Here is a 19002-nt window from a genome sequence, read left to right on the forward strand (position 1 = left end):
GGCTGGAAAAACTTCCAGCCTCTTTGCTTTTGTGTACCCGCGTTTACTGCAGCTGCATCTCCTGGATAATCTGCTTGATGCGGCGGTCCAGCCCGCTTAGTGCTTCCTCAAAGGAAGCACCGGCGCCGAAGTTGGGTTGCTTCAGGCTGAAGTAAAACTTGATCTTGGGCTCGGTGCCGGAGGGGCGGGCCGATACTTTGGAGCCGTCCTCGGTCAGGAACTGCAGCACGTTGGACTTCTCGTAGCTGAGCGGCGTTGTTTCGCCGGTGCGCAGGTCGCGGGCCTGGCTCTGCTGGTAATCGAGCAGCTGCACCACGGGCGAGCCGCCGAGCGAGGCGGGCGGGTTCTGGCGCAGCTCGGCCATCATTTCCTGGATTTCCTCGGCGCCGCGCTGGCCCTTCTTGGTCAGCGAAATGAGGTCTTCCTTGTAAAGGCCATAGGTGCGGTACATCTGCTCCATTTCTTCGTAGAGCGTGCGGCCCTGGTCCTTGGCCACGGCAGCCATTTCGGCAATCAGGCAGCAGGCGGATACTGCGTCCTTGTCGCGCACGAAGTCCCCGATCATGTAGCCGTAGCTTTCCTCGCCGCCGCCGATATAGTACTGCCCGTCGTTCTGGGCTTCCAGCTCGCGGATAACGCCGGCAATGTACTTGAAGCCCGTCAGGGTCTGGAACGAGCGGATGCCGTGGTGCCGGGCCACGTCGCCGAGCACGTCGCTGGTCACGATGGTGTAGACGATGTAGTCCTTCTCGGTGTTGAGCTTGCCGGCTCGCTGGCGCGCCGACACGAGGTAGTGCGTCAGCAGCGCGGCCGTCTGGTTGCCGTTGACGAGCACCCATTCGCCCAGCGCGTTTTTCACGCCGATGCCCACGCGGTCGGAGTCCGGGTCGGTGGCAATGACGAGGTCCGCATCAAGCTGCTTGGCCTTGTCCAGGGCCATCTGCATGGCCACTTTTTCCTCCGGGTTCGGCGATTTTACCGTCGGGAAGTTGCCGTCGGGCGTGGCCTGCTCCTCCACGATGCTCACGTTGGTGAAGCCGAAACGCTTCAGCGCGGGCGGCACCATGGTAATGCCGGTGCCGTGGATGGGCGTGTACACGATTTTCAGGTCGTGCTGGCGCTGAATGGCAGCAGGGTTGATGCTCAGCTGCTGCACCTGGCTCAGGTACGCATCGTCGACGTCGGCACCGATGAGGTGAATCCGGTCGTCGTCGGCCTCAAACTTTACCGCGTCCACGCTGTGAATGGCGTTGACTTCGCGGATGATGTTTTTGTCGTGCGGAGCCACCACCTGCGCGCCGTCGTTCCAGTACACCTTGTAGCCGTTGTACTCCTTGGGGTTGTGCGAGGCCGTGATAACCACGCCGCTCTGGCAGCCCAGGTGACGGATGGTGTACGACAGCTCCGGCGTGGGGCGCAGGTCTTCGAAGAGGTACACGGTAATGCCGTTGGCCGAGAAAATGCCGGCGGCGGTTTCGGCGAAGGCGCGCGAGTTCAGGCGCGAGTCGTGGGCCACGGCCACCTTGATTTCCTGGCCGGGGAAGCTCTGCAGCAGGTAGTTGCATAGGCCCTGGGTGGCCATGCCCAGGGTGTAGCGGTTCATGCGGTTCGAGCCCACGCCCATCACGCCGCGCAGCCCACCGGTACCAAATTCCAGGTCGCGGTAAAAGGCGTCGTTGAGGGATTCTTCGTCGCCTTCGGCTTGCAGGCGGGTGATTTCGGCCTTGGTGGCGTCGTCGTAGTTGCCGGTAAGCCAGGTATTGATCTTCTGTTGAACGTCAGCGGACAGAGCCATAAGCACGGGAGGTCAAAAGGAAGGTTTTCTACGCCAAAGAAAACGGAAGTTTGCACACGATGGAGACGGGGTTGGATAAGAGCCACATTATCATGCGATTGAACTGCGCCTGATTTTTCGCGCACTTGCAGCCGTCTTAGCGGCCGCGTTGGTGCTGGCCGCCGCGGACAGGCTCCGCCGCCGTTTCGTCCTTCCTTTCCCGCTTACCCCGCTATGAAAACCATTCACCGTCTGGCCAGCCTGCTGATGTTTCTGCTGGCCGCCCTGCTCGTGGCGCTGCCCTTCGCGGTGGCCTTCGCCCAGAAGCCCGTCAAGACCGATGTGGTGCCGCTTTTCGACAAGGTGCCCGTCCCACCCACGGCGTTCAATGCCGCGCTCAAGCGTCCGGCCGCCTTCGCCGAGCTTGACAAGCAGCTCAACCAACTGGCCGTCGGCATCGGCTCCGGCCGCACGGCTGAGCAGCAGCGCGACGAACAGGCCCAGTTGCACATGGGCCGGCAAGCCCAGGCGGCAGGGCTTGATAAGATGACCGATCAGCAGAAGCTGGCTTATATGCAACAGCACGGCGCGGGCACGCCGGGCTACAACGGCCAGGCAGTGCAGCTGGCCCAGCAGATGCAGGACCCGGCGTTTCAGGCCCGGTTTGCCAGAATGAGCGACGCAGAAAAGGCCCGGTTCATGCAGGCGCAGATGACCCCGGCCGGCAGCGCGCAGCAGCGCATGGCCGCAGACCCCGCGGTGCAGGCCGCGCAGGCCGATTTCATGCAGCAGATGCGCAGCCCGGCCTTCCGCACGGCCTGGGAAAAGAAATCGGAAGCGGAGCAGGATGCCTACATGCAACAGTTCATGCGCAAGCACGGCGTGAGCGAGGCCCGGATGCAGGCCATCGGCGGCAATCAGCACCCGGCCAAGCTGGCGCCGCTGGTGGCCACGCCGGCTCTGGAGGCCAGCAGCAAAATGGCGGAGGCCTTCAACGCCGAGATGAGCGGCAATATTTTCACGCGGGTGCAACAGCAGTTGCAGACGGAGCTGGAGGCCCTGAAGGAGCAGGAGCACGCTCAGGCCCGGCAATTGCCGGAAGGCCGGGAGGGCGACTGTGCCGGCCAGCGCAAAATCTACGACCATGGCCATCAGTTCACTAAGCGCCGCCTCGACCTGCTCACCAAGTACCTGCCCCAGCTCAACACCGCGTGGAATACCCAGAAAACCTTGCTGAAAGCCCGCGTAGCACCCTTCCAGGCCGAGCTGGCCAAGATTCACTACGGCGACGACATTCAGCGGCCCGAAGAGAAAAACTTCCTGAGCACCCTGGCCGGCGGGCAGCAGCTGATGCTCGGTCAGGTGCAGCAGTTGCTGGGCTACAGCAGCGCCATCTACGACTTAAACAAGGAATATTTCGACCTCAAGACGGCTTACGACCAGCCCTTCAAGTGCGAGGAACTGGTGTGCTTCCCGCTCTACGCCCGGGTGGCCCTGCCCAACGGCCGCGAAGTGAGCATCAGCAAAGTGCGCCCCGGCGACGTGGTGCTGGGCTACGACGCCCAAACGGGCCGCGTGGTGCCCACCCGCGTCGTGCGCCTCGATATCCACGACGACAAAGCCTATCCGCTGGTGCAGCTGACCATCGGCGCTCCGCAGGTGTACGCCGGGCTGCTGCCCGCCGGCGGCCACGCCTACAAGCCCGCCACCGAGCTAACGATGACGCCCAACCATCCCATCCTGACGCGCGACGGCCAGCAGCTGCGCGCCGATGAGCTGCGCCCCTCCGACGACGTGTTGCAGCTCAGCGCCCAAACTGCCGTGGAAACCACGCACCTCAGCGACCGGCAGGCGGCCGGCACCGCGCCCATCGTCTACAACCTGCGCACCGAAACCGGCAACTACTTCGTGGGCGGTCTGCTGGTCGGCTCGAAGTAACTAGCGGAGTCTATTGGCGCCGCTACTCGCAAAAGCGCGGACCCACCGCTTCTGCGCGGCGCTCCAGCACTAAAAACCAAAAGGCCACGGCGTAAGCCGTGGCCTTTCTGTGTGAACGACAATCGTCCACAAAATCCGTGCAATCCGACGAATCCGTCTAAATCCGTGATTACAGGTTGCCGCGCAGGGCTTGCTCCCGCTCGATGGCTTCGAACAGGGCCTTGAAGTTGCCCTTGCCGAAGCTCTTGGCGCCTTTGCGCTGGATGATTTCGTAGAACACGGTGGGGCGGTCTTCCACCGGTTTGGTGAAAATCTGCAGCAGGTAGCCTTCCTCGTCGCGGTCTACCAGCAGGTTCAGTTGCTTGATGCTCTCCAGGTCCTCATCGATGTGGCCCACGCGCTCCAGCAGGTCCTCGTAGTAGGTGCTGGGTACGGTGAGGAACTCCACGCCGCGGCGGCGCAGCTCAGTCACCGTCTGGCGGATATCGTGGGTGATGAGGGCCATGTGCTGCACGCCCGCGTCGTGGTAGAAGTCGAGGTATTCCTCGATCTGCGACTTTTTCTTGCCTTCGGCGGGCTCGTTGATGGGGAATTTCACGAAGCCGTTGCCGTTCGACACTACCTTGGACATCAGCGCCGAGTACTCGGTGGAAATGTCGTCGTCGTCGAAGGTGATGAGCAGCTTGAAGCCCATCACGTCCTCGTAAAACTTCACCCACTGGTTCATCTGGCCCCAGCCCACGTTGCCCACGCAGTGGTCCACGTACTGCAGGCCCACGGGTGCGCCCTGCGGGATGTTGCTGGTCTTGGCCACGAAGCCGGGCAGGAAGGGGCCGTTGTACTTGGAGCGCTCCACGAAGGTGTGGATGGTTTCGCCGTAGGTGTAGATGCCGGCCATGGTCACCTCGCCGTGTTCGTCGGAAACGGTGTAGGGCTCAAAAGCCGGCTTGGCGCCGCGTTTGGTCGTTTCCTCGAAGGATTTGCGGGCGTCGTCCACCCACAGGGCCATTACCTTCACGCCGTCGCCGTGCTTGGCCACGTGCTGGGTGATTTCCGAATCGGGCAGCAGCGAGGTGGTGAGCACGAAGCGGATTTTGTTTTGCTGCAGCACGTAGCTGGCCCGGTCGCGCACGCCCGTTTCGGGGCCGGCATAGGCCACCAGCTCAAAGCCGAACGCAGCCTGGTAGTAGTAGGCCGACTGCTTGGCGTTGCCGACGTAGAACTCAATGAAGTCGGTGCCGTTCAAGGGGAGGAAGTCGGCGGTTTGCGGGGCAGCGGTAGCGGCCGGCGTCAGCGTTTCCATGCGCAGAACTAATTTTTGGGTGGAAGAAACGGGAAGGGGGAAAGTCTTCGTAAAAATACTGTTTCGGGCTAATTCGTGCCCGGCTTGTACAGTTTCTTGATTCTTTCCCAAATTTGCTCTGGCTGCCGCCCGTTCCCAACCCGGCCGTCAACCCTTACTCCTATGGATACTAACGCCCTGAACAAGGCCCTGGCGGCCCTCCTCACCAAAAAGCACGAGCTGCACCAACTCGCCTACAGCGACGCCCGCTACGACGACGTGGAAGAAGAGCTGCACGACCTCGAAGACGACTTCAACGAGGAGTACGGCGAGTTTCTGGAAGCCGCCCTGGAGAAAGTCCACGGCGACCTGAGCTCCGATACCGACGTGCTGCTGCCCACAGCTTACCTGCCCGCCGGCCCCCAGCTCACCACCGAAGACGGCGTGTGGGTGGATTCGGAGAAGTACCCCGGCAAAGTGCGCCTGGTGCTGCTGCCCAACCCCGTACGCTTCGTGCTGACCACCAGCAAGGGCCAGCAGCACGAGCTCTGGAAGGCATAATTTTCGGCATTGCCCAGTAGTCGGATGGCTAAATGACTGATCGTTCTCTTCCTCTGAACGACCAGCTATTTAGCCATCCGGCCATTTAACCCTATTGCCCATGCTCTACCGCGTCGCCGATCAGGCCGATTGGCAGCAGGCCCAGCAAACCGGCTTTTTTGCTAGCGCCGACCTGCAGGCCGAAGGCTTCATTCACACGTCCGAGCTGTATCAGGGGGTGGAAACCGCGAACCGGTACTACCACGGCCGCCGCGACGTGCTGCTGCTGGAGCTGGACGAGCAGGCCCTGCTGGCGGCCGGCGTAGAGGTGAAGCGTGAGTGGGCTGCCAGCCGCGGGCAGCATTTTGCGCACGTGTTCGAGCCGATTCCGCTCAGCGCCGTGGTGCGCACCTTCGGCTTTCAGCCCGCCGCCGATGGCCGCTTTGCCCTGCCGCCGGCCCTGTAGCCCGCGACCATCAACGAAGCTGCGGCCCAAAGCGCGGGCCGCAAAAAAATATGCGGCCAAGCCCGGCAGTAACGCCTTGATTTAGGGCGGGAATAATCGTTTCTTACGAGCCTTTCCTAGCTCAACGCGTATGCCCCTTTCTACTCTTCGTCTCTTCAAAACCGCACTCACTGCCAGCTCGCTTGCGCTGCTGGGCGCCTGCGCCCCCTCGTACTTCGTGCTGGTGAAGCCGGCCGCTACCAATGGGCGCCTGTCCGACGGAATGGAAGTGGTGGCCAGCAAGGCCGACAGCCTGGATGTGCGCCTGGGCGTGGTATCCACTACCGGGCAGTGGCTGGAGTTCGACGTGACGGTGCAAAACCGCAGCACCCGCCCCGTAGTGGTAGCGCCGGAAACCTTTTACCTCGATGCCTACGGCGCCACCTCCGGCGGAACGGTGGTAGCTACCGCCCCGCTGCGCGTGCAAGCCGAAAACCCCGAGCGCAATATTCAGACGCTGCAGCAGCAGGCGCAGTACCACGAGCAGAAATCCACGGCCCGGCCGGCGGGCGAAATGCTCTCGTCGCTGGCCAACCTGATTGACGACTTCAGCGGCAAGCGCCGCCGCGAAACGGAGCAGCAGCGCACCTCGCGCGAAACCAACCGGCAGGCCGAAGTGGCCCGCTACGAGCAGGAGCGCACCAACCACGCCGTGCAGGCGGCCTCGGCCCGGGAAGAAGCCCGGCAGCTGGAAGCCAACCTGCTGCGCAAAACCACCGTGGCTCCCGGCTACGCCCTGCGCGGCCGCGTGCGGTTCCGGCGCTACACCGACGCCGCTACCCGTCTGCGCGTCGTCACGCCGGTAGCCGGGCGCGAACTAGCGGCTGAGTTCAGCCAGCAACGCTTCCGGCTCGATGGCCACCAACTGCCCACGGCTCAGTCGGCCCCGGCCAAGCGGGCCGCGCCGGCCAGCCGGCAGCGCTAAATCAGAAGCTGACGTACCGAAGATAAAAAGCCCCGCCGGATTATTCCGGCGGGGCTTTTTGGTGAGGTCAGGCGGAAGGTTACTTCACTGCTACCGGCAGCTCCACGTTTTCCCAGCGCAGCACGAAACCGGGGCTTTCTACCGTGTACGCCAGCCGCTCGGTCAGCGAAGCGGCTTTGCGGGGCATCACCGTGGCGCGCAGGGCGTCCTGCTTCTCGTCGTACTTGAAGGCACCCCACTGATTGGCCGTTTTGTTGAAGATGATGGTCCACTCTTTTTCCGTGGGGATGACGAAGAAGGCGTAGGTGCCGGCCGGCAGGGCCTTGCCTTCTACCGTCACGGGCTGGTCGAAGGTCACGGTGGTGGCTTCGTTGGCGCCGGCGCGCCACACCTTGCCGTAGGGCTCCAGCCCGCCGAAAATTTTGCGGCCCTTCACGGCGGGGCTGCTGTACTTGATAGTCACGTTGGCTTTGCCCGCCTTACCCGTGGCCGTGGCTGGCGGGCTGGGGCGCTGCGCCGGGTCTTGTTGGGCGTGTGCCAGGCCGGCGAACAGCAGCAGGCTCAACGCCAGAAACCAGTAGCGGAAAGAGGGGAGGTGTTTCATGGAGGTAAGGGAGTTTGGAATGTGGTCTACATAACCCGGTGGGGCCTACAAGGTTGCGCGCCGCTGGGTTAAAGTCAATAGGCAGTGCAAAATACGGACGTCGGCTACAAGCCGCTGAGGCTAAAATCAGCTACTAATGCCAGCGCTGGGCCAATTAGCACACTTTTTGCCTCGGCCCGCGCAGCTGCACGCCTCGCCGGCGCTGCCGCCCGATACCGCCTCCTTATTCCCTAAGTATCATGCCCATCATTACCCGTTGGCTCGGCAGCAGTCTGCTGCTAGCTCTATTGACCACCGGCTGCATGCCCTCGTACCACGTGACGGTGCGCCCTGCCACCGAGGCGGCCCGCTGGGTAAACGGCCGCGAAATGGTAGTAATGGCCGCCGACAGCCTCGAAGCCGAGGTAGGTGTCGTATCCACCATCGGGCCCTGGACAGAATTTGACGTGACCGTGCGCAATACCAGTCGCGGGCCGGTGCTGGTGGCGCCCGAGCAGTTCTATGTGCTGGTCAGCTTTCCGGCCACCAAAACCACGGCACCGGCGCAGGTACGCGTCACGGCCGATGACCCCGAAGCTGCCCTGCAGACCATGACCCAGGAGGCGGAGCACCACACCCAGAAATCAACAGCCGTGCCCGCGGCGGAACTGCTTTCCACGGTGAGCAGCGTGGTGCAGGACCTGAGCAGCAACAAGCGCAAGGAAACCACCGAGCAGTACAACGCCCGCCAGGCCGCCTACCAGGCCGAAATGAATCGCTACGAGCAGGAGCGCACCGACCATGCCGTGCGCGCCGCCAGCCTGCGCGAGGACATTCGTCACGCCGAGCAGACCCTGCTGCGCAAAACCACCCTCGACCCCGGCTACGCGCTGCAGGGCCGGGTGCGCTTCCGCTCCTGGTATTACGCGGCCGATAAGCTGCAACTGGTGTTACCCCTTGACGGGCACGCGCTGGCCGCCGATTTTGTGCAGACCGCTTACCGCATGGACGGCACCCAGCCGGCGGTGGCCCGCACGCCCGTGGTAGTACCGGCAGTCCAGCCACCGGCCGGGCTTAATCCACCAGTTCCGCCAGCTCCAGCCACCGTTCGCCCTTAGCGTCCAGCTCGTCGTCCACCTGCTGCAGGCGGGCGGCCCACTCGGCGAGCTGCTGATGGCTGCCCGAGCCACCGTTCATCTGCTCGACCAGCTGCTTTTTCTCGTCTTCGAGCTTGGCAATGGCGGCTTCGAGCTGCTCGTACTCCTTTTTCTCGGCGAACGTAGCGCGGCGGGCTTTGCTGGGAGCTACGGCAGCCGGTGCCGCCGGGGTCGACGCCGCAGTCTTGGCTGCTTTGGCAGCCGCTGCGGCTGCTTCGGCGGCCTGCTGGTCCTTCAGGTACTGGCGGTAGTCGGTGTAGTTGCCGGGGAAGAGGCGCACGCGGCCGCCCGGCTCCAGCACCAGCAGCTGCTCCACCAGCCGGTCCATGAAGTACCGGTCGTGCGAGACGAGTACCAGGCAGCCGCCGAAGTTGAGCAGGAAGTCCTCCAGAATGTTGAGCGTCACGATGTCCAGGTCGTTCGTGGGCTCGTCAAGGATAAGAAAGTTGGGGTTCTTGATGAGTACGCGCAGCAGCTGCAGGCGGCGTTTTTCGCCCCCGCTGAGCTTGCTGACCAGCGTGTACTGCTGGGCCGGCGGAAACAGGAAGTGCTGTAGCAGCTGCGAGGCCGTGAGCACCGAGCCGTCGGCCATTTCTACCACTTCGGCCACTTCCTTCACCACGTCGATAACGCGCTGGTCGTCCGTGAACTGCAGCTCCTGCTGGGTGTAGTACCCAAACACGGTGGTCTGGCCGGCTTCCACCTCGCCGCTGTCGGGCTGCAGGCGCTGGGTGAGGATATTGAGCAGGGTGGTTTTGCCGGCCCCGTTCGGCCCCACGATGCCCAGGCGTTCCTGCTTGCGGAATACGTGGCTGAAGTCGTGGAGCACGCTCTTCTCGCCGAAGCGCTTCATCAGGTGCTTGGCTTCGAGCACTTTGTTGCCTTGGCGCGTCGATTTTACCGACAGCTCCACCTGCTGCTGCGGGCCGCGGCCCTTGGCCTTTTCCTGCGTGTCGTAGAAGGCCTCGATGCGGGCCTTTTGCTTGGTGCCGCGCGCCTGGGGCTGGCGGCGCATCCATTCCAGCTCCTTGCGCAGCAGGTTGCGGGCCTTTTCCACTTCGGCCACTTCCATCAGCTCGCGTTCCGCTTTCTTCTCTACGAAGTAGGCGTAGTTGCCTTGGTAGCGGTGCACGCTGCCGCGGTCCAGCTCCACAATTTCGTTGGCCACGCGGTCGAGGAAGTACCGGTCGTGGGTTACCATCAGCAGGGTGAGGGTGGGGGAGGCCAGGCGGTTTTCCAGCCACTCGATGGTGTCGAGGTCGAGGTGGTTGGTGGGCTCGTCGAGGATGATGATTTCCGGCTCTTCGATGAGCAGGCGGGCCAGGGCCACGCGCTTCTGCTGCCCACCCGAGAGCGTGCCCACGCGCTGCTCCAGATCATGAATGCCGAGCTGGCCAAGGATCTGGCGTACCTGCGCCTCGTAGTCCCAGGCGTCGAGGGCGTCCATGCGCTGCAGGGCGTGCTGCAACTCGGTGGGGTCGGCGGCGTCGCCCTTGAGCATCAGTCGCTCGTACTCGTGCACGGCCGCCAGTGTCTCGTTTTCGCCGGCGAAGATGCTTTGCTGCACGGTCAGGTTACCGTCGAAGGTGGGCTGCTGGGACAGGAAGCCCAGGCGTACGCCGTTGCGCACGCTCACCAGGCCCGAGTCGGGCGGCTCCAGGCCGGCCAGTACGCGCAGCAGGGTGGTTTTGCCCGAGCCGTTGACGCCGACCAGCGCCGTGCGCTGGCCCTGTTGCAAGCCAAACGACAGGTCGCGGAACAACCAACGGTCCGCGTAATTCTTCGAAATATTCTCAGCCGACAGCAAATTCATGCCGCAAAGGTAATCCCTCGCTGCCGCTGTTGCAGCCCGCGCAGCAGAATCAGATTACCCGAATTCGGTCGCGGTGCACGTCGTCGCGTAATATTTCCAGGCCCCGGTAGGCCAGCGGGCGGCCGGTGTTGGTGGTCAGGTCGCCGCCGTCGGCGTGCAGCGCGGCCACATCCAGGACCAATTGGGTGTATTTTCGTTCGCCCAGCTCGATGGCAACCGGGCGGCCGTTGGTGGAAGTGTAATGAGCCAGCGCCTGGTCAATTTCCTCCAGAATGACGCTTCGGTGCATAAAAAGCAAAGGTAGTTCGCCGAGCAACATACAAATTTGCCGGCAATCCAAAATGAACGGCCCCGGGGTAGTCGCGGTGCCCGGCGTACCTTTGGCGTTCATCCGCACCCTATGAAGTGGCATAACTGGATAATCCGCGGCGCCGGCGCCGGGCTGGTACTTTCCGGCCTGCTGAGCTGCAGCGAGGCGCCGCTGGCACGTGCAGCAAACCGAAACCACGCGCTACGGCGCCTCCGGCCGGGTGCTGGGGGTGGACCGCGAGCTAGGCGGGCAGCGGGTCGTAGAGTTGACCCCAGCCACGCTCCGTCTTTATGATTTCGGCCGCCTGGTGGATGCACAGCCCTGCCGCCGCGAGGAAGACGAACTGCAGCTGTACCGCGGCGCGGAAGTGTCGCAGCGCCTGAAAATAGACCAGCTTTCCGCCACCCAGTTACAGTGGCACTACGAGTTTGCGGCTAACGACGGCAGCCGTCAAGTCGTCAACGAACACCTGACCCGCTAACCTTAATTATTCGCCCGTGGCTTCTGCCTCTGCCTCCTCCGCGCTTTCCGCTGCTTCCGATGCCCGTCCCATTGGCGTGTTCGACAGCGGCATCGGCGGCCTCACCGTGGCCCGCGCCGTAAACCAGCTGCTGCCGCAGGAGCGGCTGGTTTACTTCGGCGACACGGCCCACCTGCCGTATGGCGACAAAAGTACTGCCGCCATTCAGGCCTACAGCGTCAAAATCTGTGACTTGCTGCTGCGTCAGCACTGCAAAGTCATTCTGATAGCCTGCAACTCGGCCTCGGCGGCGGCCTACGAGCTGGTGCGCGAATACGTGGGGTCCAAGGCGCGGGTGCTCAACGTTATCGACCCCATTGTGCAGTACGTGGGGCAACATTACGGCGGGCGGGAGGTGGGCCTGATTGGGACCAAGCAAACGGTGGGCTCCAACGTGTACCGCAAGAAGCTCGATTCGTTGGACCGCGACATCCGCCTGCATGCCCTGGCCACCCCGCTGCTCGCGCCGATGATTGAGGAAGGTTTTGTGCGCGGGGCGGTGAGCCAGAGCGTTATCAATACCTACTTATCAGACCCCGGACTGGAAGGCATCGAGGCGCTGGTGCTGGCCTGCACGCACTACCCGCTGATCCGGGAGCAAATTGCCGAATACTACCAGGGCCAGGTAGACGTGCTGGACCCGTCCGACATCGTGGCGCAGGCGCTGGAGCAGCTGCTGGCTCAGCATGGGTTGGCAACTGCCGATACGGCGCGCGCGCCGCAGCACCATTTCTACGTGTCGGATTTTACGCCTTCGTTTGAGGAAAGTACCCGGTTGTTTTTCGGGCAGGAGGTAAGCCTGGAGCATTATCCGCTCTGGGAGTAGCCAGCCAGCACAGCCGGGTGCGTCAGTGTAGCCCTGCGCGCAGCAACTACATGCTGCGCGCAGGGCTGCTTAGGTTTTGGGTAGTAGTTAGCCAAGCTTTTAATAGTGCATGTCTGATGTAATAGTTATAATAATAATTATTTAAATTATTTATTTTGGTCTATAGCTTGTATTATTCTTTCAAATAATTATGTTTATGCCTGAGCTGTAAAGCTCATTTTACCATTTCTTCCGATAAATGATTTTGTCTCCTGGCAAGCCTCAGCTGCGCCTCCAGCTGCCTATTGCCCTATAGCAACCGTATGCGCAAACACTCTCCACCACTGCCTGCCACCCCGCCAGAGCCAATAGTCATCTGGTGGCGCCCATGGTCTATGGCCTTGGGAAGCTTCATCGGCCTGTATTTACTGGTCAGCACCGCCGCCATGGCCCAATCGGAGCGACGCCGCCCCGTGCGGGCGGGCGAGCAGACGCACAAAACAGATGTGCCGGCCAACGAAGCCCAAGCCAAGCCGGTGCCGTCCAAAAAACTGGAGGAGGCCCTGCAACTGCTGTTCCGCGCCGACTCGGCCCGCGGCCGGGTAGCGCCCCGGCCCATGGGGCCCGAAGAAGAGGGCTTCGTTATCGACCAGACCATTACCAAAGTCGGCCACGACTTCTACGACGCCTTTTACACGCGCTGGGAGTCGCCGCCAGGCATCAACGGTTACGCCATTGCCTTGGTCGAGCGGCCGGGGCGGGGCACTACCACCCTCATTGCCTTGGTCATCGACGATGCAGAGCTGTTTGAGATGCCGCTGCAACCCAAGTACGACCTCATCGAGGAAGGCGCCACCGAGGCCGTGGGCATGGCACAGGACTACCTGCGCGAAGCCCACGACGTGAGCCGGCAGCTGGAAAAAGAAGACCGCGGCGTAAGCGGCCGCTACTGACCGGCGGGAGCATCCGCCAACCCTACCACCTCATTCCCACACTCGTATGAAACGTTTACTACTGCTCTGCTGGGGGCTGTTGCTCGGTTTGGCCGGGTCACTGCAGGCCCAGGATTTAGTCTATGAGCCGAAAAACCCCAGCTTCGGCGGCGGCAACCCCTACAACTATTCCTGGCTGCTCAGCTCGGCCACGGCCCAGAACACCATCGAGGACCCCAGCGCCCAGCGCAGCTCCCTGCTCAACCGCGACCCGCTGGTGGAATTTCAGGAAAACCTCAACCGGCAGATTCTGAACCTGCTGACTACTCGCTTCGTCACCTCCCAGTTCGGGGAAGGGCAGATCCGCGAGGGCAGCTACAACGTGGGCAGCTACCAGATCCAGGTTACGCCCGGGTCCAGCGGCGTGGTCATTCAGATTACGGATACCACCACCGGGGGCCAGACGACGGTGACCATTCCCAACATGCCCTGACGGCGCCACCCGTCGGCTTATCTGTTCCTTATTGCATTTCCGCCATGTTGTCATTCCTGCGTTGGAGCGCAGCGGGCTTGCTGTTGCTGGCCGGCTGCGCGCCCTATTTTCACCAACCGCTAAGTACCCAATCGGCCCGGCTGGGTGCCGAAGTGCGCGGCAACAGCGAGCTGCTGCGCCTGCCCGTGCCGAAAGAGCCCGTGGTAGCGGCTGTGTACAAGTTCCGGGACCAGACCGGGCAGTACAAGCCCACCACCAACGGCTCGAGCTTCTCGACGGCCATTTCGCAGGGTACCACCACCATTCTCATGCGGGCGCTGGAAGAGTCGCGCTGGTTTAAGGCCATCGAGCGCGAAAACCTCGGCAATCTGCTCAACGAACGGAAAATCATCCGCTCGACGCGCGCTGAGTACACCGACCAAACCGGCGTGAAGCAGCCACCGCTGCCGCCGCTGCTGTTTGCGGGCATTATCCTGGAAGGCGGTATCGTGTCGTACGACGCCAACGTGCTGACGGGCGGGGCGGGGCTGCGCTACTTCGGCGCCGGTGCCTCGGGCCAGTACCGGCAAGACCGCGTGACGGTGTATTTGCGGGCCATCAGCACCAGCTCGGGGCAGGTGCTCAAGACGGTGTATACCTCCAAAACCATCCTCTCGCAGCAGGTCGACGCGAGTTTGTTTCGGTTTGTCAACTTCAAGCGCCTGCTCGAAACCGAAACCGGCTTCACCTACAACGAGCCTTCGGAAATGGCGGTGAAGGAAGCCATTGAAAAGGCGGTGCAAGCATTGGTGCTCGAAGGCATCATGGCTGGCATCTGGGAGCCGCGCAACCCCGCCGACCGTACCGGGCCTCTGGTGCAACAATACCTTCACGAAAAGGACGACAACCTCACCTACGACGCGGTCGGGCGCTCCATGCACCCGCGCCGGGCACCCCTGGGCATTGGCCTGCTGGCCGGTACCCAGCGTTACGCCGGCGACTACCGCAACCCCTTGCTGCGGCCCGTGGTGGATCTGACACTGCGCTACGACGGCGCCGCCGGCCGGCGGTGGGGCGCTTTTGCCAATGTGGGCCGGGGCCAGCTGGCCGCCGCTCAGGTGTTTCGGCAGACGTACTCTTATATAGAAGCAGGTGCTTTATGGCGGTTGTTTCCACTGGAGCGCTTTACCCCGCTGGCCATGGCCGGTGTCGGCGTGACCAATGCCGGGCTGGGGGAGGGGCAATCCGTGCACTGGTATCCGCACGGCGTGATTGGGCTGGGAGCTGAAGTACTGCTGACCGACCGCATAGGCTTGCACCTGCAGGTCGATCAGCACCTGTACTTATCAGACCAAGTGGACCGCATGAGCCAGGGGAAGTACAATGATTACTTCTGGGGCGGACGGGCTGGCTTGATCTTCTACCTGGGCGGGCGGAAAGCACGCGGCGGCAATGGCAGCAACCCTTCGCCCGGCTCACCTCAGTCCAATGACCAGGGCAAGTAAAGTACAAAGGATGATAAGCTGTATTTGGAAACGCCTGAAGTTCAGCTGATTTCGTTTTACGTGCCTGTATTTGTAAGTATTCTAGGAAAAAATTTAACAAAATTCTTTAGTCGGCTATTGACATTACACTTAAACAATATAATTTTGGATCATTCCTCCGGACGGAATATCGTTACTAGTTCTACTTCCCTCTTTCACATTCCCAACCATCATGAAAAAACTCAACTTGCTCCTCGGGGCCCTGCTGCTGGCTGGCGCCGCTAATGCTCAGATTTCGACCCGCGCTCAGGGAGACAACGCCGCTACACAAACCCAGACTGGCAATGGCAACCAAGCTACCACGACCCAGCGCGGCGCCGACAACGACGCCGACATCTTGCAGGTAGGCAACCTGAACCGCGCCACCCAAACGCAGTCGGAAACGCTGTCGGGCGGCGCCTCGGATGGGGTAGCTTCACGCAACCGGGCCATGGCCGAGCAGCGCGGCAACGAAAACGTGTCGACGCAAAGCACCAACGGCGACGACAACAGCGCCGACGTGTACCAGCGTGGCAACCGCAACACCGCTTCGCAGACCCAGTACAACAACCAAGTGGCCCCGGCCTGGTACAACGAAGCCACTATTCGCCAGGTAGGCGACGACAACGGCGCTTCGCAGGTGCAGAACGGCGACGGCAACACAGCTTTAGCCGAGCAAACCGGCAACAACAACGTGTCGCGCCAGACGCAACGCTCCCAGGCTATTGTGGGTAGCTCGGCCTACGTGTACCAGACCGGCAACCGCAACGATGCCACGCAGTCGCAGGACGGGGTAGGCAACATGGCTACCATCGACCAGGACGGCAACCGCAACACGGCTCTGCAAAGCCAGGTCGGAACCAGCAACACTGCTGAAATCGACCAGGACAGCGACAGCAGCTGGGCCCGCCAGCGTCAGGATGGCGTAGGCAACCGTTCTTCCATCAGCCAGGGCCAGCCCGGTATGGGAGGCATTGGTGCCACTTCGGACCGCCAGTGGGCTGACGTAACGCAGACCGGCAACGGCAACACCTCGACCATTCGTCAGGACCACCCGTAATGTCGGAAGCCACCCGGCTCCGCTGCTGCCCCAAGGCGGTGGCGGAGCCGGACTTTTGGCGTTTGATCAGTTATGATCCGATGGCTGTTAGTAGTGCTGGTGGGGCTGGTGGCCCTGCCCGCATGGGCCCAGCAGGGACGCGAGGAAGACGAAGCCGACGACTCCGGCCACGCGACGCCCCAGCACCTGAGCACCTTCGACGACATGCGGCAGCGCCTGGCGAGCAACCCCTCCGCTCAAAACCAGGCCTTGTTGCTGCAGCAAGGCTCCGGCAACCAGACCAGCGCCGCCCAGTACCAGAACGGCTCGGGCGCTAACATGCTGCAGATTCAGCAGGTGGGCAATAACAACGCCGCCGACCTGACGCAGCGCGGCGCCGGCCTGGAGTACGACGTGGAGCAGCGCGGCCGGGCCAACGAGGTCAGCGGCAGCATGGTCGGCTCCAACACCGAATCGGTGATTCGCCAGCAGGGCAGCGCCAACAAGCTGCAGCAGGAGCTGACGACCGACGGACGACGCTACCTGGTGGAGCAGTCGGGCTACGGCAACGAGCTGATCCAGCGCGAAGGCGGTGGCGCAGCCGCGGCCCCGGGCTACGAGGTACGCATGACCGGCGGTATGCGCGTGGTCATTGAACAAGGCCGTCCCTAAGAATGCCAGCGGGTTCTAGGCCGTTTCCCTCCGAGCCGATGAACCCGCTGGGATTTTGGCGGCCGCAATTACATGTTTCAGTTCTTTTCTATGATACCCCTCTTCCTGGCGCTGGGGCTGTGGACCACTCCCGGAGCCGCGCCCTACGTCGCTCGCATCGAAGCCCGGCAGCAAGGCGAGCAACTCACCATTGTGGCGCACTGCCTAAACCAAACCGCCGAGCCCGTGGCTCTGCGCTACGAGCTGCGCAGCGAGCGGCAGGGGCAGAGCGGCACTTCCCGCAATACCCAGTCCGGCAATTGCCGGGCGCTACCGGGTCAGGAAGTTGCCCTGGGCCGGTCTTCCTTTAATGTTACTGCCCAGGATTCTTACCGCATCCGGCTGGTGCTGCTCACTGCCGAGGGCCGCGTAGTAGCCGCCGACTCCCTGGTTCACCCGAGCCAACGCTAATCATTACTGTTCCCGGGCCGAGCCACGCCAGGACGCCACGCCTGCTAAGCCGCCCGCTGTACCTCCTTCATGCTTCCCACCACATGAATGCTATAGCCACGCGGTGGCTGACCGTCGTTGCCTCGCTGCTACTGGCCCTTGGGCTGATAGCCTGCGAGGAAGACAAGGTTGAGCCCGCCCACTACGGAACCCTGGAAGGCAACGTGCGCGACAGCCGCAACAGCGTTGTGCTTACCGGAGTAGCCATTACCACCACGCCCGCCACTACGTCCATCGTCACCGATGCTAGTGGCCATTTTGCGTTGACGGACCTGCCCGTCGGCAAATACGCCCTCTCCATTCGCAAGGCCGACTACCGCACCGAAACAGTCAACGTGAACGTGACGGAAGGCGTCCCGACCACCATGCAAATCATGCTGGACAAATCGGTGGCCAACACCCGGCCCGCGGTGCCCAACCAGATTACACCCGCCGACGCAGCCGCCAACCAGGCCACCGAACTGACGCTGCGCTGGCACGGCAGCGACCCGGATGCCGGCGACTCCCTGCGCTACGACGTGGTGCTCTACGAAAGCAATTCCACCGCGCGGCGCCAGCTGCTGGTCAACAGCCGCGACACCACCGTGCGCGCCACGGGCCTGAAGTTCAGCACGACCTATTTCTGGCAGATTACCGTGCGCGACAAAGCCGGCGAAACCAACCGCAGCGACGTACTGAGCTTCCAGACCCGCAGCCTGCCCGAGCTCCGCTACTTATACGCCAGCGAAGTCAGCGGCAATACCGACGTGTTTGCAGCCGACGGCCAGCTCAACGGCATGGTACTGCGCCTGACTTCGTCCTCCTTCGTGGAAACCTCGCCCCAGCTGAGCCCGACGCGCGACCGTATTGCCTACACCAGCAACGCAACGGGGCAGTACCACCTCTACACGATGAACCGGGACGGCTCGGACGTGCGCAAGGTCACCGTAGTGCCCATCGAGGGTTATTATAACCAAGGAGTAGCCTACCGCTGGTCGCCCGACGGCTCGCAGTTCATTTACGCCCGCTACGATCAGCTGTACCGCATCAACCGCGACGGCACGGGCTTGGTGCTGTTGGCCACGGCGCCGGCCGGGCGGCACTTCCGGGAGCTGGATTGGAATGCCCTGACCAACAAAATCGTGGTGCAAACCGTGGGCTCCAACATTTACGACGCCGAAATCTATCAGATGAACGCCGACGGCAGCAACCTCGCGCTCATCATGGGCAACCTGCCCGGGCGCCTCGATTCGCCCAGCTTCAGCATCGATGGCCGGCAGATTCTCTACTCCCGCGACGCGGCCGGCATCGACGACCCCATGGGCCGGCAGCTCAACGCGCGCATCTACGTGCAGCGCCCCGACGGCTCCGGCCTGGTAGACCTGTCGGCGCGCAAGCCCGCCGGAACGAACGATCTGAACCCGCGCTTCTCCCCTGATGGGGCCAAAGTGATTTTTGTCAACGTTGCCAACGATAACATTACGCCCCCCGAAATCTGGATGATGGACGCAGCGGACGGCACCGCCCGGGTGCGGTTGTTTCAGAACGCCGCGTTGCCGGACTGGAAGTAAGCGCTAGCTTTTTGTGATAGGCCAGGCCCGGTCGGTTCTAGATGAACCGACCGGGCCTGGCCTATTTTTGTTTAACCCTGTTCCAACTGCTACGTATAGCGGCGCGAACTACTCGTCAATGACTTGCTTTCTGACCCATGTAGCTACTTGTTTTGATTCAGAAACAGGATCAT

At 62.4% G+C, this 19002-nt stretch carries 19 protein-coding genes; 14 read left to right on the forward strand and 5 right to left on the reverse strand.

Annotated elements, in window-relative coordinates; translation table 11 throughout:
- Positions 1-43 precede the first annotated feature (43 nt).
- Complete coding sequence (locus B0919_RS13180) at positions 44-1795, reverse strand: phospho-sugar mutase (protein ID WP_078012727.1); 1752 nt, start codon at positions 1793-1795, stop codon at positions 44-46.
- 213 nt (positions 1796-2008) lie between these two features.
- Between B0919_RS13180 and B0919_RS13185 the strand changes: the two genes are divergently transcribed.
- Complete coding sequence (locus B0919_RS13185; RefSeq protein ID WP_078012728.1) at positions 2009-3712, forward strand: Hint domain-containing protein; 1704 nt, start codon at positions 2009-2011, stop codon at positions 3710-3712.
- 169 nt (positions 3713-3881) lie between these two features.
- Here B0919_RS13185 and hppD read toward each other — a convergent pair whose 3' ends face one another.
- The gene (hppD, locus tag B0919_RS13190; RefSeq protein ID WP_078012729.1) at positions 3882-5015 is read right to left on the reverse strand and encodes a 4-hydroxyphenylpyruvate dioxygenase; all 1134 of its coding nucleotides are present in this window, start codon (positions 5013-5015) and stop codon (positions 3882-3884) included.
- Positions 5016-5177: 162 nt separating this feature from the next.
- Here hppD and B0919_RS13195 point away from each other — a divergent pair, with 162 nt between their 5' ends.
- From B0919_RS13195 to B0919_RS13205, 3 genes are all read left to right on the forward strand, one after another.
- The gene (locus B0919_RS13195; protein ID WP_078012730.1) at positions 5178-5555 is read left to right on the forward strand and encodes a hypothetical protein; all 378 of its coding nucleotides are present in this window, start codon (positions 5178-5180) and stop codon (positions 5553-5555) included.
- Positions 5556-5655: 100 nt separating this feature from the next.
- Positions 5656-6000 carry a DUF952 domain-containing protein gene (locus tag B0919_RS13200; protein WP_078012731.1) on the forward strand — a complete coding sequence of 115 codons (345 nt, stop codon included), beginning with the start codon at positions 5656-5658 and terminating at the stop codon, positions 5998-6000.
- Between the two features lie 130 nt (positions 6001-6130).
- Positions 6131-6964 (forward strand): hypothetical protein, encoded by an 834-nt coding sequence (locus B0919_RS13205; RefSeq protein ID WP_078012732.1) that lies wholly within the window; start codon positions 6131-6133, stop codon positions 6962-6964.
- 79 nt (positions 6965-7043) lie between these two features.
- On the opposite strand, the gene B0919_RS13210 is transcribed toward B0919_RS13205, so the two are convergent.
- Entirely contained in the window at positions 7044-7568 is a 525-nt protein-coding gene (locus tag B0919_RS13210; protein ID WP_078012733.1) for a DUF2911 domain-containing protein, read from the reverse strand.
- A 239-nt stretch (positions 7569-7807) separates the two neighbouring features.
- On the opposite strand from B0919_RS13210, the gene B0919_RS13215 reads away from it, so the two are divergent.
- Positions 7808-8665 (forward strand): hypothetical protein, encoded by an 858-nt coding sequence (locus B0919_RS13215; RefSeq protein WP_078012734.1) that lies wholly within the window; start codon positions 7808-7810, stop codon positions 8663-8665.
- On the opposite strand, the gene B0919_RS13220 is transcribed toward B0919_RS13215, so the two are convergent.
- Both B0919_RS13220 and B0919_RS13225 read right to left on the reverse strand, forming a co-directional pair.
- Positions 8622-10517: an ABC-F family ATP-binding cassette domain-containing protein gene (locus B0919_RS13220; RefSeq protein ID WP_078012735.1), complete on the reverse strand. Its 1896-nt coding sequence runs from the start codon at positions 10515-10517 to the stop codon at positions 8622-8624. The genes B0919_RS13215 and B0919_RS13220 overlap by 44 nt on opposite strands.
- Before the next feature lie 49 nt (positions 10518-10566).
- The gene (locus tag B0919_RS13225; RefSeq protein ID WP_078012736.1) at positions 10567-10806 is read right to left on the reverse strand and encodes a hypothetical protein; all 240 of its coding nucleotides are present in this window, start codon (positions 10804-10806) and stop codon (positions 10567-10569) included.
- A gap of 199 nt (positions 10807-11005) precedes the next feature.
- On the opposite strand from B0919_RS13225, the gene B0919_RS13230 reads away from it, so the two are divergent.
- From B0919_RS13230 to B0919_RS13270, 9 genes are all read left to right on the forward strand, one after another.
- The gene (locus tag B0919_RS13230; RefSeq protein ID WP_078012737.1) at positions 11006-11308 is read left to right on the forward strand and encodes a hypothetical protein; all 303 of its coding nucleotides are present in this window, start codon (positions 11006-11008) and stop codon (positions 11306-11308) included.
- Positions 11309-11324: 16 nt separating this feature from the next.
- Entirely contained in the window at positions 11325-12173 is an 849-nt protein-coding gene (gene murI, locus B0919_RS13235) for a glutamate racemase (protein ID WP_078012738.1), read from the forward strand.
- A gap of 374 nt (positions 12174-12547) precedes the next feature.
- Complete coding sequence (locus B0919_RS13240) at positions 12548-13105, forward strand: CsgE family curli-type amyloid fiber assembly protein (protein ID WP_176133034.1); 558 nt, start codon at positions 12548-12550, stop codon at positions 13103-13105.
- Between the two features lie 46 nt (positions 13106-13151).
- Complete coding sequence (locus B0919_RS13245; protein ID WP_078012740.1) at positions 13152-13577, forward strand: curli production assembly/transport component CsgF; 426 nt, start codon at positions 13152-13154, stop codon at positions 13575-13577.
- Between the two features lie 44 nt (positions 13578-13621).
- Positions 13622-15061, forward strand: a complete 1440-nt coding sequence (locus B0919_RS13250; protein ID WP_078012741.1) for a CsgG/HfaB family protein — start codon at positions 13622-13624, stop codon at positions 15059-15061.
- A gap of 211 nt (positions 15062-15272) precedes the next feature.
- Positions 15273-16139, forward strand: coding sequence for a hypothetical protein (locus B0919_RS13255; protein ID WP_078012742.1), 867 nt, complete (start codon positions 15273-15275; stop codon positions 16137-16139).
- 72 nt (positions 16140-16211) lie between these two features.
- Positions 16212-16790: a hypothetical protein gene (locus tag B0919_RS13260; protein WP_078012743.1), complete on the forward strand. Its 579-nt coding sequence runs from the start codon at positions 16212-16214 to the stop codon at positions 16788-16790.
- A gap of 90 nt (positions 16791-16880) precedes the next feature.
- Positions 16881-17240 carry a curli-like amyloid fiber formation chaperone CsgH gene (gene csgH / locus B0919_RS13265; RefSeq protein WP_078012744.1) on the forward strand — a complete coding sequence of 120 codons (360 nt, stop codon included), beginning with the start codon at positions 16881-16883 and terminating at the stop codon, positions 17238-17240.
- Between the two features lie 83 nt (positions 17241-17323).
- Positions 17324-18829: a carboxypeptidase regulatory-like domain-containing protein gene (locus B0919_RS13270; protein WP_078012745.1), complete on the forward strand. Its 1506-nt coding sequence runs from the start codon at positions 17324-17326 to the stop codon at positions 18827-18829.
- Positions 18830-19002 lie beyond the last annotated feature (173 nt).

Origin of the sequence: Hymenobacter sp. CRA2, assembly GCF_002007105.1 — a bacterium.
Lineage (GTDB): Bacteria > Bacteroidota > Bacteroidia > Cytophagales > Hymenobacteraceae > Solirubrum.